We start from the raw sequence: 16562 nt of genomic DNA on the forward strand, positions 1-16562 counted from the left end.
AACGCTCATGCGCATGTCCCGCAGTCCGATCGAGCCCGGCTCCACCGTGGACGAACGCAGCCTCACCGCCGTCTCCGGCGACCAGGTCGCCGTCCCCGACCCCGACCGTCTGATCCACCTCCAGTTCCGGCGCTTCGCCGGATGCCCGGTCTGCAACCTGCACCTGCGGTCGGTGGTACGGCGGCACCGGGAGATAGAGGCCGCCGGTGTGCGCGAGGTCGTGGTCTTCCACTCACCCGCCGAGGAACTGGCGCCCCACACCGCCGACCTCCCGTTCGCCGTCGTCGCCGACCCGGCCAGGCGGCTGTACGCGGAGTTCGGCGTGGAACGGTCGCCCCGGGCCCTGCTCAGCCCGCGAGCCTGGGGGCCGGTCGTCCGGGCGGTCCTCAGCGGCGTTGGGAACGTCGTCCGCGGGCGGGAGCACCTGCCCTCCACCAGCCCGCACGGCGGCCGACTCGGCCTTCCTGCCGACTTCCTCATCGCGCCTGACGGCCGCGTCCTCACCGCCAAGTACGGCGAGCACGTCTACGACCAGTGGTCGGTCGACGAACTGCTGGAACTGGCGGCCCGCAGGGATGCACAGACGATCGACCGGGTGGCCGATGCCGAACACTAGGAGGCGGTCGGCGCGGGAGCGGTCGAGCTCGGTGCCGAACGGGCGTTGCCGTCCAGCCGATAACAAGTGTCGTCGGGCTACAGGCCGCGAAGCGCCTCGTGGAGGTCGCCGTAGGCACTCCAGCAGGTGACGCTGCCGTCATCGTTCAGGCTGCCCATGTACCAGTCATCGTCGTTGACGGCTTTCACCGGACAGAGTCCGTGGAACCCCAAGACGATTTCGGGGTGGAGCCGCTCGCCTCGGGCCGGCCCATCACGACGCGATCGGTATCGAGAGGCGTGGCCTCATCGTCGCCCGAGACCTTGCGGATCTCCTCCAGGGGCCAACCCGCCGGTAGCTGCCTGCCTGCCACCCCACGATGATGACAGCCACCGCACGCGCCGAGTGCGGCACGGCTTCTCGGAGCACACTCAGCTCATCGCAGCCGTGCTCATGGGAACCACGCCGCCTCCGATCGGCCGAAGAGCCCGGAGGGTGAAGTGAGCCGCACGGTACGAAGCGCCATGCCCATCCACTCGGGATCGACGGCCACGCCCATGGTGCGCTCCAGGAGCGCGAAGGACTCGGCGCACAGGGACTCCATGTGGAAGACGACCCCTTCCGCCCAGGCGGGGACGCCCGGCTCCGGATCCATCCAGGCCGCGTCCTCCAGCTCGAAGGGGTCGAACATGCCGTCCACGTGGCCGTCGAGGGCGTGCATGACCTGGTACCTGGCATTGACGCTCCGGTGGACGCTGAAGAACTCGCCTCCGTCAGCGGACGTTCGTCCGGCGATCTCCGGGATGCTGCCGTGGTAACCCCATTCGATGGCGATGACGCGTCGGTCGGCGGTGAGCACACGAAGCAGCTCGTAGTCCTCATAGAGGTGAGCTGCCTGCTCTTCGACGGTCTCGGCGAACGTCATCAGCCGTGACGCTCCAGGATCGCCACCGAACGCCCGGATCACCTCGTCCTCCGTCTTCCCCGCAACCACGGAGAAGGTGTACGCATCAGGCTCGTCGGCGTCGGCCCACGCGTATCGGGCGACAAGGCCCTCCCACTTCGCAGCGCCGCTGGACTTCGGGCTCCGAGGCGCGTCAGGAGTCATGGTGCCGCACCCTACAGAGCGGTCGGCGTAGCGACTTTGGCCGGGAGCTGCTTTGGCGCGAGTGATCACGGCCCCTCACGCCGGCCCGCGGATCGGGCAGGCGTGTGGACCTGAGGCAGCGAAAAGCCCCCTCCCGGCGGAGAAACCGCAGGTAGAGGGTTTGTTCGTGGGCGCTTACTTCTTCCGATTGTGAACGCGTCCACACGGCCGGTCCGCGAAGTGGTGGCTCGTCAGTTCAGGGTCCGGGGTGATGCGCACCAGGCAGGGGAGCTTGGCGCTGGTGTCTCCTGGCTGGGCGATCTCCCTGTCGATGTCTCTGGACAACACGCCCAGGACCGTCAGCCGGCGCGCGCGGACCGTCATCAGGGGCGGAGCCGAGCCTCGAAGCAGGAGCCAGTCCACGGGAAGGCCGTGTTTGTCTGGTTACTATCGGCGATGGCGGACTGTGGGAAAGTTGGAGAGTCGGAGAGTCGTGATTTAGCTAAATCATGGGTAGCCTGAGTAGCGAAGGAGACATGGAAGGTGAGAGCGGGAGGTCATCCATGGCTGCGGCTACATTCCAGGCCAGCGTGCGCGACAAGGGGCAGTTGACGCTACCCGCAGGCGTGCGCGAGGCGCTGGGGGTCTCCCCAGGTGACGAGATTGAGTTCGAGATCAACGATGCCGGCGTCGTCGAGGTTCACGGACTGAGGAAGATCCGCACCGACCAGGCATGGTTCTGGACGGAGCGGTGGCAGGCCGGTGAGCGCGAGGCCAGCGAGGACATCGCGGCTGGGCGCACGACCCGCCACGAGGACGTGGACGGCATGTTCGCGCACCTCAACAAGGAGAGCTGACCTCGACCCCCTGGGAGGCCCATTGCCGACTTTCACGACGACTGCCCGCTTCGACCGCGACTTCAAGAAGCTCCTTCCGCGGGAGCGAGAGAGGTTCGCGGACATCGTCCGGAACAAGTTCGTACCGGATGTTGCGACGGGGCAGTTTCGGCCCGGCCTCCGGATCAAGCCGGTTCAGGGAGTCAGGCTCCCTGACGGAGAGCGCCCGGTCATGGAAATGACCTGGGCCCCCGACGGGCGTGCCACCTGGCAGTACGGAGACGAACTCCGTGAAGGTGAGCCGCACGTCATCTGGCGCCGGGTCGGTGGACACGAGATCTTCGATCCCGGGCCCGCCTGAGGAGCCGGGAGCGGCCCACTGATGATGCACGCGTGGGTCGCTCCCGTGTCATCCCACTGAGGTTCGTGTCCGACTCGGCCGGCCCGGTGGCTGCGTGGGTTGATACCCGTGTGGCTGTGATCGCGTATCTCCATCATGTCGGTACGCGAGTCGGTGGACCACGGAAGCGAACTCAAGGATGACTCGCCGGCCGGGCGTGGAAACTTGAGGTCAGCAAGCAAGGCCCGGGTCTTCGACCTGGGCCTTCAGTGTGGAGCGGGTGACGAGAATCGAACTCGCGCTCTCAGCTTGGGAAGCGACGGCGCTTGGGTAACCGCATGGCTGCTGACCTGCACAGATTTGTTGTACCACTGCAGGTGTGAGTGCTTGGTGGCACCGCTGTTGACCGTGGTTCTCCGCTCTGAGGGGCACGCTATGGGCACGACGCTGTGAGGTGGACGAGTGCCGTGCCTATGTCGCCTCCTCCGTGCTCGGGCTCGTCGACGCGTAGGTCGACTGAGGGGGCGTCGCGACTGTACATGGATGTCGGTCCCCTGCCCTGGTTCGCAAGATCACAAAATGCCGGTTCTACCCTGCAGACTTTGATCTCCATGACGGGCAGCGTGGTGCCCACGGCGGTGGGCGCGGCGAGATACCGCGACTCAAGATCGAGAGATTTACCTCTCCAGGTAAAGACCTCAGCCCTCATGGCGAGGACCCTGCTGCCCGGGGCGAGGAGGCAGCCCGATGGGGTGGATCACCGTGGGATGGGGCGCCGCCGTAGGACTGTTCGTGATGCGCGTGCTGCTCCGCCAGGTGCGAGAACTCCTGCTGGACGTGGGCGCCGTTATTCGTGCGTGGCGTGAGCTTCTGAGCGTGGTGAGAGATGCGGGGCCTCCCACCAGGAGTGGTGGTTCATGAGGGAGTCCTGCCAGCGGGGCCAGTGCCGGAACAGTTGACTTGCCGTCGTTTAAGGAAAACCTTAAGCTGCTCATGCCGGTGTCGAGGGGAGTCGTCTTGAGCTGGGCGATCAAGGTCACCGATGAGTACGCGGAGTGGTTCCGGCAGCTGATCAAGGGGGATCTCGGTTCTGCCTCTCAGGTTGCCCAGGCCGTTGCCGCACTGCGTGACGCTGGTCCCACTCTGGGCCGTCCTCTTGTAGACCGGCTGAAGGGATCGGACCTGCATCACCTCAAGGAGCTGAGGCCGGGATCGGGTGGCCGGTCCGAGATCCGGATCATCTTCGCCTTTGATCCGACTCGTTCGGCCCTGCTACTCCTCGGCGGCGATAAGGCGGGAAACTGGGATCGTTGGTACCGCGACAACATTCCTCTGGCTGAACAGCTCTACCGCGACTACACCGGTGACACGGAGGACTGAGGAGTGAGCATGCCCAAGAAGGCCCCACAGGACTGGGAGACCCTGGAGCAGGAGCTGTACTCGGCCGGTGTGGATCCCGCTGAGGTGGAAGATGGTTCGCGTCGTCTGCTGGCGGAAGCCCGTGGTCATCAACTCGCCGAGGCGCGCAATCAGTACAGGCTGACCCAGAGGGACGTGGCTGCCCGTATGGGTGTGAGCATCGCTCGTGTATCCCAGATCGAGCACGGTGAGGCCGCCACTCTCGATGTCATCGCACGTTACGTCGAGGCGCTTGGCGGCAGGTTGGACCTGGTTGCCGACTTCGGTGATCACATGTTGCGGATGCCGGCAAGTGGCGATCAGGGCAGCGCGGCGGCGTAGCCGGCCCGAAGGCTTTGCGCGCAGTGCATGCGACGCACCGTTCGGCAGCGTTTTCGGGGAACATCAGGCTGAGGGCTCTCCCTGTTTGATCTTGCATAGCTTGACGTGAAACCGCAGGTCAGCGGCACGCACTGGCGTGAGGAGCAGTGGTTGGCTGGTCTCAACTAAGCATCCGTGCCCTCCGCGTGCCCCATCTTCGAGTGCACGATGGTGCAAACGCACCGAAGAGCCAGCGACAAAACACAAACCCCAGGCCGCTGACCTGGGGATTCGTTGTGGAGCGGGTGACGAGAATCGAACTCGCGCTCTCAGCTTGGGAAGCGACGGCGCTCGCATGGCCGGATGGCTGCTGACCTGCGTCGATTCGCTGCGCTGACGCTGTTTCATGGGTCTGGCACACCGCTGCTGACCGTGGTTGTCCGCTCTTACGGGCACGCTATGGGCACGGGCACCACCAGCGGCTGAGTAATACGTGTACGTGGCGCTTCTCGCCGACCGGCCGGCATCGTCTGCCGCGCTTACCTGAAGTGTCCGTTGCGACTGTAGACCGACGGTCAGGCGTGGACTCGTAGATGTTGGTGACGTGTTCTTCTCCATACATCACCAACATTGTGTGGGAGGTGCCGCATGTCTGTGACCCAGATCGACATCGATGACGAGGCGCTGGAACGTGCCAGGGATACGAGTCCGGGGACGCCGTCGCACTTGGTCAGATCTGTTCCAGCGTGGTTCTCGCCACGGAGCGGTCGGCGGTCCGCGCCGTGGGCGGGGCCCGGCTCATGCGGGCCGCGTCGTCCTGCTCGGCGCAGGCCGCGCCGGTGCGTGGGTCGTGGTGCCGCTTCGTCTACGTGTCGCCGTGCCCCTGCGTGAGTGCTTCGCCGACCACCAGGCCGAGGGCGAGGGCGGTGACGATGGTGACCAGCTTCAGCAGGTCCTGGAAGCCCTCTACATAGCCGCCGGCCAGAGTGGTCAGGCCGCGCATGCCGAGCGAGCCGACGGTGAGCGCGAAGAAGCCGGGCAGGATCAGGATCAGCCGGGGTGGGCGGTGCGGCCCGCGCGCGATCAGCGTGGCCGTGGCGGCGAGGACGACCGCGGCGACGAAGGTGCCGCCCGTCTCCCCGGCGAGCTTCGTGAACGCCGACTGCACACCGACGGTGACGTAGACGAGCAGGAGCAGCGGCCAGAAGAAGCGCAGGGGGATCGCGAAGGCGAACAGAGTGCCCGCTGTGAAGACGATCCAGGCCAGGAACAGCGTCCACCGGGGCAGGTCGGAGTGGGCGGCGACGTCGAAGAGGGCGTGGGGGGAGGCGCCGGCGAAGAGGACGCCGAGCAGGACACCGACGTACAGCTGGACCAGCAGGAAGACGGAGTAGACGAGCCGTATCGCACCGGTGGTGATCAGACCGGCGACCAGCTCGGCGGTCGCCGCGCTCAGGTAGTCGCCGGGGACGAAGTAGAACAGCGCCGGGAGCATCAGCAGGACGGGGCCGCCGTGCGCAGGGTTGTTGGCGAACAGCTCGATCGTGACCACGGAGACCGCCGTCGACACCGCCAGCGGAAGGAACCGGTGCAGCCGGGGCAGGCGGTCGGCGGTGACCGCGAGAGTCGCGGCGAGCGCGCCCAGCACGGCCGTGGTGGCGATCTCGTACCAGGTGGGCTGCATCAACGGCGCGAAACCCAGCGCGAACAGCACGATGCCGAGGAACTTCAGCCACCACGGGTACGGCACCGCCGCCTCGATCTCCCTCAGCCTGTGGTCGGCCTCCGCGATCCCGGTCCGGCCTGCCCGCACGTCGGCGAGGAACGGCTTGAGCGCGGCCACCTGGTCGAGGCGGAAGACCTCCGGGAAGCCGTGCACGATGACGGCGCGGGTACCGCCGTCCGCCGCGGTGACCGTGAGCACCGCCGCCTCCGGCACCAGCAGCAGGGACGCGGCACCGCCGAAGGCACGGGCACTGTCGGCCACGGCTCGCTCGACGAGATGGGCACCTTCGCCGGACGAGCGCAGCAGCAGGCCGGTCAGCCGGGCCAGGAACGCCGTGAGGGCGTCGAGGTCCACAACCGATCGCTGCTCCACGCCCGCCTCCTCACTCCGGGACCAGGAGTTCCAGCCTGGGTGGACGGCTGGCTCCCGGCATCTCGGACAGCACGGTCCCCGTCCCCCGAGCGGCTGCGGATCACGGGCGCCAAGACGATCACAGCCGAGGCGTACCGGCTCCCGAAAGCCACCGCGGAAACCGCCGTCGATGACGAGCTGATCCAGCGCAACCCGTTCCGGATCAAGGGCGCCGGTAAGGAGAAGGCTGCCGAGCGGCGTATCACCACCGTCGCCCAGGTCGACGCTCTTGCCAATGCCGTAGGAATGCGGTGGCGGCTGATGGTGTACCTCGGCGCTTACGGGCCGATGCGACCGGAAGAGTTGGCCGGCCTCCGGCGCCGGGACGTCGACGTCGACGACCTGCGCATCCGGGTCCGCCTCGCCGAGCCGGAGCGCATGGACGGTCGGCGCGTCCGGGGCGACACCAAGTCCGAAGCCGGAACTCGGACTGTGATTCTTCCCGCGTTCCTCTGCCGGGAGCTCCGGTGGCACCTGGAGAGCTACGCCGAGCCGGGACCGGATGGGCTGATCTTCGTTGGCGAGAAGGGAGCACCGTTCCGGCGCAGCACCTTCGGGCGGAAGTGGCGACGGGCGCGTGAGATCGTCGGCATGCCCGAGGGCTTCCGGTTCTACGATCTCCGCCACACGGGGCACACGCTGTCCACACGGTCCGGTGCCACCCTCAAGGAGACGATGGTGCGCGCCGGGCAGTCCTCCGAGAAGACTGCGCTGATCTGTCAGCACTCCGACGAGGAGCGACAGGAGGGGGTTGCCGCCGGCCTCGACGCAACCGTCCGGAAGGCTCGGGCCGAGGCCGCCAAGAAGAGAGCCGAGAAGCCTTCTGGCACGAATCTGGCACGCGACGAGTGATCGCCGAAGACAGCAAAAAGGCCCGGGTCTCCGACCTGGGCCTTCTTCGTGGAGCGGGTGACGAGAATCGAACTCGCGCTCTCAGCTTGGGAAGCGACGGCGCTTGTGCAGCTGCATGGGGCTGACCTGCGTCGATTCGTTGTGCCGACGCCGTTGCACCGGCCTGGGGCACCGCTGGTGACCGTGGTCGTCCGCTCAGACGGGCACGCTCTGGGCACGGCTTCGAAGAAAGGCGGGCAGAGCGCCTGCGCGGACAGGTTCGGCGCTCGGCTCGGTGGGTGAGGTGTCCGGCTCGGGTTGCCTTCGCGCGTGCATCCGCCTTCCGGTGATGTGCGCTCCTGTCATGTCTGGGACAGACTGATTTTCAGTCCCAAGTGTCGATTTCTGGACGAAAAAGATCGCACTCTTACAGGTGGCGCTGATTTCGATCAACAATGCCTTGAGGCTTGAGGTATGAGTTATCGCGTGGTACTGCCGAGCGTGCCGCTCACGTTCAGGACCTCGTGGCACGTCGACGCTCGGCGGCCGCTGGCCGGTGTTCCCGGCTTGTCGCAGGTCACTTTGATGGTCACGGTGTCGTTCGCAGGGATCTCGATGGGGGTCACCCAGTGGTAGTCCTGGTTGCGGAAGGTCTCCAACGCGATGGTGGTGATCTTGCGCTCCCCGAAGGAGATCGTCAGCACTCCCTCGTCCCCCTGGAAGTTGGCGACGACGATGTCCGTGACACCGAAGACACTGTTCGCGGGCACCCGGTAGACACCGGTCTCGGTCTGTCCGGCGGGCGTCTGCAGGTCGATGGTCTCCGAGCTCTGCCGGCCGGTGCCGGTCGCGGTGCCGCCACCGCCCGGCCCGGGCGCGGTGCCGCCACCGCCCGGCCCGGCCGAGGGACCGTTCTCCCGGCCGCCGGGCAGGGCACCCGAACCATCGCCGGAACCGGTGCCCGGAGCCTGCCCGTCCGACCCCTCGGCGGGCGTGGGACGCGGCTGAACCGCCTCGGTGGCCGCTTCCTTGGCGGCACTGCGCACCGTCGGTCGAACGAGGGCGAACCAGGCGAGCAGCAGTGCCAGCAGTGCCGCGAGCACCGCGAGCAGCCACTTGGGAAAGACCGGGATCTGGACGAACTCCGCGTCCAGCGGAGCCCGGACGGCGGTCGCGTCTCGTCGTGCCGCCTCCTGGTCGTCGGCTTCGGCGGTGTCCACGGTGAACGGCCACACCACCGGAGCGCCGAACCACACGGGTTTGCCCGTACGGACCCGGAGTCCGACCTCGGCCGACTCGCCGGGCTCCAGCTTGGGATCCGCCGGGCTGAAGACGAACTTCAGCTCCTCGCCCGCCTGACCGGGGGAGAAACCCACCTGCCTCGGGGAGTTGCCCTGGTTGCGCACCGCCAGCCGGTAGCGGCCGCGCAGCCAGCCGCGCCGGCGCCGCGGAGCCAGCTCGGTGTGCAGCTCCCGGAACTCCTCGACGCGCACCGTGGTTTCGAGGACCCGTACCGACTCGGGGTGCTCGGAGGGCAGGACCCGCACGCCGAGGGGGATCTCACCGGCCCGGGCCTCCGGGGAGCGCGGCGGATCCAGACGGATCGTCACCGTTTCCGAGGTGCCGGGATAGAGGGATACCCGCGGGGGTTCCGCGGTCGCCCAGGAGGCGCAGTCCCCGATGACCTCCAGGCTGTACGCCTCGACGACGTCGCTGTCGTTGCGGACGGTCACGCTGGTGGTGGCGGTGCCGCCCGGCGCCACCGTCACCGCCGGGATGTCGGGAGCGTGCGCACCGGGACCGGAAGAGGCTGCAGAAGGCGTCACACCACGACGGTAGAACCGTGCCCGGGGGCTCAACGAGGAGCACGCGGGCAACATCCGGGCAGTCGTAGTGCCCGGGAAGCAATGACCGACTCCTTCGTGAGGGTGCGGAACGACGGCATTCCGTCGTTCCACGCGAGTCGTACAGGGGCGGCCGTGCCGCCCCTGTGCCACCCCACGGACTGATGAGACAGGTAGCTCCCTATGTCCGTCCCAGAAGAAAGAAACCGGACCATGTCCGCCACCATGTCACGTGCGCCCGCCCACGTCCGGTCCACTGCCGGGACTTCCCGTTCCGATCGCCCGGGCCGGGCGACCGTGGCCGTCTACGCCGCCGATCCGGTCCTGCGCGTCGGCGTCGTCCAGCAGTTGCGCTCGCGTCCCGAGGTCGACCTGCTCGGCGAGGCCGACGCGGAGCGGGCCCAGGCGTCCCTGGTGGTCGTGGACAGCGTCGACGACGACGTGGCCGCCCTGCTGCACCGATTACGGCACAACACCACCACGCGCACGGGCCTCGTGGTCGGCACCCTCGGGACCGGCGCGCTGCAACGCGTCATCGAGTGCGGTGTGGTGGCGGTGCTGCGCCGCACCGAGGCCGACCAGGACCGGCTCCTCCACCTGGTCCTGGCGATAGCCAACGGAGAGGGCGTGCTCCCCGGCGACCTGCTCGGCAAGCTGCTCACGCACGTGGGCGGCCTCCAGCGCTCGGCGATCGACCCGCGGGGTCTGTCCACGCTGACCACGCGCGAGGCGGACATGCTGCGTCTGGTGTCGGAGGGCCTGGACACCGCGGAGATCGCCCGCAAGACCGCGTACTCCGAACGGACCGTCAAGAACGTGCTGCACGAGATCAACACGCGACTGCAACTGCGCAACCGGGCCCACGCGGTCGGCTACGCGCTGCGCAACGGGCTGATCTGACGACGGCCGGTACCCCGGCACTGCCCGAAAGAGCACTTCACGTTTCCCCCGGGTACGGCCCCGCCGCCCTGCCGCGCCGCTTGCCGCCGGCGCAGGGTGGCGGGGGCACATCCGGATGCCGCACCAGACTGCGTAGGGGGACTGTGATGAGAACCGCCGGCCCCGGCGGGCGGCGCCGTCTGGGCGGACTCGGCACGTCGTTGCTGCTGTTGATCCCGCTGCTCGGGGTGACGGCGACCTCCGGGCAGAGCAGCGCCGAGCCCGGGCCGCGGGCGGCCGACACCGCGGAGACCCGGATCACCTACGCCGGTACCCGGCACCGCAGCCTCGGCCAGGTCGCCACCAAGACCTCCAGTACACCGCTGTTCGGTGAGGGACCGGTCCACTTCGACGTCCAGCCGTCCGCCCTCGGCGACACGCTGGTCTTCGCGAGCCGCCGCGACGAGCAGGACCCGCAGGTCTACCTGCGGTCCGCCGACGGTTCGGTCCGCCGTCTCACCAGCGGCCGGGACGCGGCGCACCCCCGGCTGACGCCGGACGGCCGGGCCGTGGTGTTCGACTCGGCCGAACCCGGCGGTCCGGGCGGCCGTGACCAGCGGGACCTGTGGCTGGTGCGCACCGACGGCACCGGCCTGACGCGGCTCACCGACACCCCCTCGGACGAGGAGTGGCCGACGGTCTCGCCGGACGGGCAGCGCCTGGCCTACTCCGGCGACGCCGACCCGTCGGCCGGACCGCAGATCCACGTGCGTCCCCTGGCCGGCGGCACCGCCACCCGGGCCACCGACCCCGCGAACGGCACGGCCACCGAACCGGTGTGGAACCCGGTCGACGACCCCGCGCACCGGGACCGGATCGCGTACACCACCACCCGGGAGGGGGGCGATCCCCAGCTGCGGGTGACCGACGGCAGCACCGACCGGCCGCTGCTCGGGGGCAGCCAGGAGCAGTGGCCTGCGCACGGGGCGACGTGGCTGCCCGGCGGGGACGACATCATGTTCCTGAGCACCAAAAACACTTGTGAGTGCGAAGGCGACTGGAACCACGTGTTCCGGGTGCCCGCGCACTCCACCGCCACGCCCTCGCTGGTGCTCAGCGAGGACCGGGAGGTCCTCTCGCCCACCTGGCTCGGCCCGCTCGACGGCGGTGGCGCGGTGGTGGAGCGCACCTCGGCGTCCGGTCCGCACACGGTGACGCTGCAGGACGTCCGGACGGACGGGGCCGACCCCCGCGATCTGGGGCTGGAGATCCTGAAGGAGGACCCGGCGGCCGACACCAACACCAATCCGGCGAAGGACCCGCTGTTCAGACCCGCGGTCGGCTACGACCCGTGGACCGAGCGGCAGAACTACACGCCCGACGGCCGCCGGATCGTGGTGACCCGCTTCGAGGACACCTCCGACGGCCGGATCGAACGCATCTGGACGGCGGACGCCGACGGCTCGAACGCGGCACCCATGGAGCTGGAGGGACGCGGCCCGGGGGACTGGGACACCGACCCGGCGCTCTCCCCGGACGGCAGGTACCTCGCCTTCACCCGGACCTCACCGGGCGGGGTCGCGGGACCCAGCCGCGTCCTCGTCGCGGACGTGGCCACCGGTGAGATCACCGGTACGGTCACCCCGCCGGACGACCAGGTCCAGGACGGCGACGCCCAGCCCACCTGGTCTCCCGACGGCACCACCCTGGCCTTCACCCGCGTCCACGTGATCGGCGGAGGCGGCGGCAACAAGCACATCTGGACCGCGCCCGTGGACGAGCTGGACCAGCAGCACGACCTGAGCGACGACATCTGCCCGGACGGCTGCGAGGTCATCGACGACAGCCCGGCGTTCTCCCCGGACGGGCTCAGCATCGCCTTCAACCGCAAGAGCGGCGGCGGCCGGATCGACGAACGCAACGGCCTCCTGCTGACGTCCCTGGCGGACGACGGCTGCCGGGTGCTGCTGCCCGCCGCCGCCCGCGGGCGTGCCGACGCCTGCCGCCAGGAGCTGCCGGACACCTCGGCCACCGGCCCGTACCAGCCGCGGGACCCCGCCTGGACGGCCGACGGGGCCGGGCTGGTGTTCAGCTCCCGCTCCGGCCTCCCGGTCAACAGCCCGGAGAAGCTGCACCTGCTGGACATCGCGTCCGGCGGGCTCACCCCGCTCACCACCGGTCTGCCGGGCCGGCAGAAGGAACCCGGGGTCCAGCAGTCCGTGGACCTCGCGGTCCGGGCGCCCGGCACCGTCCCGGAGGTCCCCGTCGGTGAGTCCACCACGGTCCGCGTCGAGGTGGTGAACAACGGTCCCGCCGCCTCCCCCGGCACCTGGCTGACCGTCGCTCCGCCGCCCGGGGTGGAGGTCACCCGGCTGACCCGGCCCGGGGGCACCTGCGGGGCAGGCTCCCTCCAGTGCGACGTCGGTGTGGTACCGCCCGGCACGGCCGTTCCGGTGGACGTCACCCTCGCCGGGCTCGTGCCCGGCGACGCGCCGGTCGACTGGTCGGTCGAGGGCACCGTCCTGGATCCGCAGCCCGGCGACAACGACGGCCGGACCGTGGTACCGGTGCGCGAGGCTGTGCCGCCCCCGCCCATCCCCACGCCGACACCGCCCACGCCGACACCACCCAAGCCGACACCGCCCAGGCCCGTGCCGCCCAGGCCCGTGCCACCCACACCCGCACCGCCTGCGCCCGCACCGCCTGCGCCCGCACCACCCACACCCGCACCGCCTGCGCCCGCACCGTCCGTGCCCGCACCGCCCGTCGTGATCCCGGAGCCGGACGAGCCCGAGGCCGGGCCCGGGGTGCGTGTCACGGCCCAGCCGAACCCCGGCTACGTCGGTGGGCGGGTCGTGGTGACGTACACCGTGCGCAACGGCCGCAACGCGCTGGCGACCGGACTGCGGCTGCGCATCGGCCTGCCCGCGGGCGTCCCGGACAACGGGCCGCCGCCGGGCTGCGACGCCTCCTGGGTGTGCGCGCTGCCGGACCTGGCACCGGGCGGGAGCACCGTCGTCCGGGTCGTCCTCAGCCCCGACAAGGCGCTGACCGGCAATGTCACCGGCAACCTCACCACCAGCGGGACGGACGCCGACCCGAGCGACAACACCGCCCGGCAGCGGCTGCGCATCCTCCAGCCGCGCATCGTCGCGGTGCCGGGGATCGGCAAGCCCGGCTTCGTCACCTCCGTGCGCGGCGAGGACTTCCCGCCCGGAGTGCCGGTGCGGTTCACCTGGAAGCCGGGGATCACCGCGGCGGCGGCGCCGACCGTGCCGAAGCCGGACGGCACGTTCATCGGCCAGCTGCTCATCCTCGCCAAGGACCAGACGGGACCGCGCGTCATCACCGCCAAGGGCCCCGGGTTCTCCCCGGTGAAGACGGACTTCCTGGTGGTCAGCGGCACCGTGCAGCCACCCGACGAGGTGACCCGCCGGTGATCCACGAGGTCGACGAGGGGCTGCGCCGCCTGCTCGGCGAGTCCGGCCTGGAGGCGTCGGGCGTCGAGGTGGTCTTCGACGCCCCCACCCGGGACTGGGCCTCCCGCCGCAACGCCCCGACGGTCTGCGTCTTCCTGTACGACATCCGCGAGGACACCACCCGGCGCGGCAGCGGCGCCGGGGAGGTGTACGACGCGGACGGGCACGTCGTGGCACGGCGCACCCCGCCGCGCTGGTTCGACCTGACGTACCTGGTCACGGCGTGGGCGAGCCGTCCGCAGGACGAGCACCGGCTGCTCTCGCAGGTACTCGCCTGCCTGGTGGCCACCGACACGCTGCCCGCGCGGCTGCTCACCGGCACACTCGCCGAACTCGGCCTGACCGTGGGCCTGGACACCGCCGGGGCCGGGCTCGACGCACCGGCCGCCTCCGACGTGTGGTCGGCGCTCGGCGGGGAGTTGAAGGCGTCGCTCGGGGTGCGGGTGCGGGCGCCGCTCGCCGGGGTGAGCACGGCCGTCGCGCCGCCGGTCACCGAAGGGCTCGTCGTGCGCTCCGCCACCCGGGGCGAGGACGGGGAAGCCGTGGCGGGACGCCGGCTGCGCTACCCGGAGACGGGGGACGCGGGTGCGGACGGTTTCACCGGCCCGCGTGAGCGGCCGGCCGCCCCGGCCCGGCGCCGCCGCAGGGGGGACCGCCAGCCGTGACGCACACCGCCGAATCCGGCGTGGCCGCTCGGGCCGCCGATCGGACCCCCGCTCGGGCCGCTGTTCGACCTGAAGCCGAACCCGTCTCCGCCGACGCGGAGCACCTGTGGGCGCGGCTCCGCGCGGTCGAGGAGCGGGTGCGGCACGCGGTGGCGGTCCGCCGCGCCGCCGACCCCGACCCCGACGACCCGTACAAGGGCCAGTACCTCACCCCCGAGGCGGCGGCCCGCATCCTGGACGAGCCGGGCGGCCTCGGCGTACCCGCCCGCGAACCGTGGTGTCCACCGGCGGACTCCGTCCTCGGCGGCCTCGCCGTGCGGTTCGGGCTGTCCCCGCTCGACCTGGACCTGCTCCTGGTCGCGGTGGCGCCCGACCTGGACGCGCGGTTCGAACGGCTCTACGGCTACCTCAACGACGACCTCACCCGCCGCCGGCCCACGGTCGGACTCGCCCTGGAGCTGTGCGGCCTCGCCGGCGCCTCCCCGGCCCGCTTCCGGCTCGCCCCCGGAGGCCCGCTGGTCGAGGGCGGCCTGGTGGAGGTCACCGAGCCGGAACGGCCGCCGCTGTCACGGGTGCTGGTGGTCCCCGACCGGGTCACCGGATACCTCCTGGGCAGCGCGCGGCCCGACGCCCGGCTCGCCGGGGTGCTCGGCGAGGCCCGGGAGGACCCGACCGCCGCGGAGGCGGAGGTCCGCCGGACGGCGACCGCTGCCGGGACCGGCATCGGCCTCGTCCACCTGCGCAGCCGGGGCGGCGACGCCGAGGGTCTGGCCACCGCCGCCCTGCGCGTGGCCGGGCTGCGCCCGCTCGTCGTGGACGCGGCGGCGCTCGCCCGGCGCTCGGACGACGTACCGGAGCTCGCCCGGGTGGCCGCGCGGGAAGTCCGTCTGACCGGTGCCGGGGTCGTCCTCGGCCCGCTGGAGGCGCTGCCCGCGGAACCCGCCGTGCGGGCCCGTACGCTCGCGGCGTGGTGTGCGGCGCTGCGGGGGATGCCCCTGCTGACGCACGGCACCGTCGGCTGGGATCCGGAGTGGGCGGCCGACACCCCTGTGGCCCTGACGGTGCCGGCGCCTTCTCCCGAGCGGCAGGCCGCGCGCTGGCGGCACGCCCTGGACCGGGCCGCCGGTGACGGCTCGGTGACCGGCGACACCGGGGAGCTCGCCCGGGCGGTCGCCGCGCACCGCCTGGACTCCGGGCAGTTGCGCCGCGCCGCCGACGTGGCGGTGCGCACGGCCGTCCTCGCGGGCCGCCCGGTTCGCCCCGACGACCTGCGCACCGCCGTGCGTGCCCAGAACGGCGCCGGGCTCGACCGGCTCGCCCGCCGGGTGGAGCCGGCGGTCGGCTGGGACGATCTGGTGCTCCCGCCGCTCACCCACCGGCGGCTGCGGGAACTCGCGTTGCGCGCCCGTCACCGCGAACAGGTGCTCGGAGGGTGGGGGATGCGGCCCGGCGGCGGCCGGGGGCGCGGCGTGATCGCGCTGTTCGCCGGTGAGTCGGGCACCGGGAAGACCATGTCCGCCGAGGTCGTTGCGGCGGACCTGGGCATGGGCCTGTACGTGGTGGACCTGTCCACGGTCGTCGACAAGTACGTGGGGGAGACGGAGAAGAACCTGGAGCGGATCTTCACCGAGGCGTCGGCGGTCAACGCGGTGCTGCTCTTCGACGAGGCCGACGCGATCTTCGGCAAGCGTTCGGAGGTGAAGGACGCGCACGACCGGCACGCCAACATCGAGTCGGCGTACCTGCTCCAGCGCATGGAGTCGTTCGACGGGATCGCGGTGCTCACCACCAACCTGCGGGCCAACCTGGACGAGGCGTTCACCCGCCGCCTGGACGTGGTCGCGGACTTCCCGATGCCGGACACCGGACAGCGCCTCGCCCTGTGGGACCGGTGCCTGGGCGACCGGCTGCCCCGGGCCGACGACCTCGACCTCGCCTTCTGCGCGGACCGCTTCGAACTGGCCGGCGGCTCGATCCGGGCCTGCGCGGTGAGCGCCGCCTATCTGGCGGCGGAGTCCGGCGAGCCGCTCACCATGCGGCAGCTGGTGACGGCGGTGGCGCAGGAGTACCGCAAGCTCGGACGGCTGGTCCTGGAGAGCGAGTTCGGGCGGTGGACGCGGGACGTGCTGGCTGACGGGTGAACGGACCCG

Annotated in this window: 12 protein-coding genes and 1 pseudogene; 10 read left to right on the plus strand and 3 right to left on the minus strand. The window is 70.7% G+C overall.

Annotation, left to right across the window (positions count from 1 at the left end; all coding sequences use genetic code 11):
* Nucleotides 1-7: 7 nt before the first annotated feature.
* Nucleotides 8-616: a peroxiredoxin-like family protein gene (locus DIZ27_RS05315; RefSeq protein WP_109377115.1), complete on the plus strand. Its 609-nt coding sequence runs from the start codon at nucleotides 8-10 to the stop codon at nucleotides 614-616.
* A gap of 430 nt (nucleotides 617-1046) precedes the next feature.
* Here the strand turns inward: DIZ27_RS05315 and DIZ27_RS05325 are convergent, their stop codons facing one another.
* Entirely contained in the window at nucleotides 1047-1703 is a 657-nt protein-coding gene (locus DIZ27_RS05325; RefSeq protein WP_109377116.1) for a DUF6461 domain-containing protein, read from the minus strand.
* Nucleotides 1704-2245: 542 nt separating this feature from the next.
* Between DIZ27_RS05325 and DIZ27_RS05335 the strand changes: the two genes are divergently transcribed.
* The 4 genes from DIZ27_RS05335 (at nucleotide 2246) to DIZ27_RS05350 (ending at nucleotide 4598) form a co-directional block, all read left to right on the plus strand.
* Nucleotides 2246-2539 carry an AbrB/MazE/SpoVT family DNA-binding domain-containing protein gene (locus DIZ27_RS05335; RefSeq protein WP_109377328.1) on the plus strand — a complete coding sequence of 98 codons (294 nt, stop codon included), beginning with the start codon at nucleotides 2246-2248 and terminating at the stop codon, nucleotides 2537-2539.
* A 211-nt stretch (nucleotides 2540-2750) separates the two neighbouring features.
* Nucleotides 2751-2879 (plus strand): hypothetical protein, encoded by a 129-nt coding sequence (locus tag DIZ27_RS46860; protein ID WP_258308248.1) that lies wholly within the window; start codon nucleotides 2751-2753, stop codon nucleotides 2877-2879.
* Between the two features lie 972 nt (nucleotides 2880-3851).
* The gene (locus DIZ27_RS05345; protein ID WP_109377118.1) at nucleotides 3852-4238 is read left to right on the plus strand and encodes a type II toxin-antitoxin system RelE/ParE family toxin; all 387 of its coding nucleotides are present in this window, start codon (nucleotides 3852-3854) and stop codon (nucleotides 4236-4238) included.
* Nucleotides 4239-4247: 9 nt separating this feature from the next.
* Entirely contained in the window at nucleotides 4248-4598 is a 351-nt protein-coding gene (locus DIZ27_RS05350) for a helix-turn-helix transcriptional regulator (protein WP_109377330.1), read from the plus strand.
* Nucleotides 4599-5442: 844 nt separating this feature from the next.
* On the opposite strand, the gene DIZ27_RS05355 is transcribed toward DIZ27_RS05350, so the two are convergent.
* Nucleotides 5443-6675 carry a threonine/serine exporter family protein gene (locus tag DIZ27_RS05355; protein WP_109377119.1) on the minus strand — a complete coding sequence of 411 codons (1233 nt, stop codon included), beginning with the start codon at nucleotides 6673-6675 and terminating at the stop codon, nucleotides 5443-5445.
* 72 nt (nucleotides 6676-6747) lie between these two features.
* Between DIZ27_RS05355 and DIZ27_RS05360 the strand changes: the two are divergent.
* Nucleotides 6748-7566 (plus strand): annotated as a pseudogene (locus tag DIZ27_RS05360) (tyrosine-type recombinase/integrase); the annotation flags it as partial.
* Between the two features lie 458 nt (nucleotides 7567-8024).
* On the opposite strand, the gene DIZ27_RS05365 reads toward DIZ27_RS05360, so the two are convergent.
* Nucleotides 8025-9371 (minus strand): hydrolytic protein, encoded by a 1347-nt coding sequence (locus DIZ27_RS05365; protein ID WP_109377120.1) that lies wholly within the window; start codon nucleotides 9369-9371, stop codon nucleotides 8025-8027.
* A gap of 243 nt (nucleotides 9372-9614) precedes the next feature.
* Here DIZ27_RS05365 and DIZ27_RS05370 point away from each other — a divergent pair, with 243 nt between their 5' ends.
* From DIZ27_RS05370 to DIZ27_RS05385, 4 genes are all read left to right on the plus strand, one after another.
* On the plus strand, nucleotides 9615-10289 hold the full coding sequence (locus tag DIZ27_RS05370) for a LuxR C-terminal-related transcriptional regulator (protein ID WP_258308267.1): 675 nt from the start codon (nucleotides 9615-9617) through the stop codon (nucleotides 10287-10289).
* A 146-nt stretch (nucleotides 10290-10435) separates the two neighbouring features.
* Nucleotides 10436-13708 carry a DUF11 domain-containing protein gene (locus DIZ27_RS05375; protein ID WP_109377122.1) on the plus strand — a complete coding sequence of 1091 codons (3273 nt, stop codon included), beginning with the start codon at nucleotides 10436-10438 and terminating at the stop codon, nucleotides 13706-13708.
* A complete protein-coding gene (locus DIZ27_RS05380; protein ID WP_109377123.1) occupies nucleotides 13705-14412 on the plus strand; it encodes a DUF4255 domain-containing protein in 708 nt (235 codons plus the stop codon). Before DIZ27_RS05375 ends, DIZ27_RS05380 begins: the two co-directional genes overlap by 4 nt.
* A gap of 104 nt (nucleotides 14413-14516) precedes the next feature.
* On the plus strand, nucleotides 14517-16553 hold the full coding sequence (locus DIZ27_RS05385) for an ATP-binding protein (protein ID WP_258308268.1): 2037 nt from the start codon (nucleotides 14517-14519) through the stop codon (nucleotides 16551-16553).
* Nucleotides 16554-16562: the final 9 nt, after the last annotated feature.

Source organism: Streptomyces sp. NWU339, assembly GCF_003143855.1.
Taxonomy (GTDB): Bacteria; Actinomycetota; Actinomycetes; order Streptomycetales; family Streptomycetaceae; genus Streptomyces.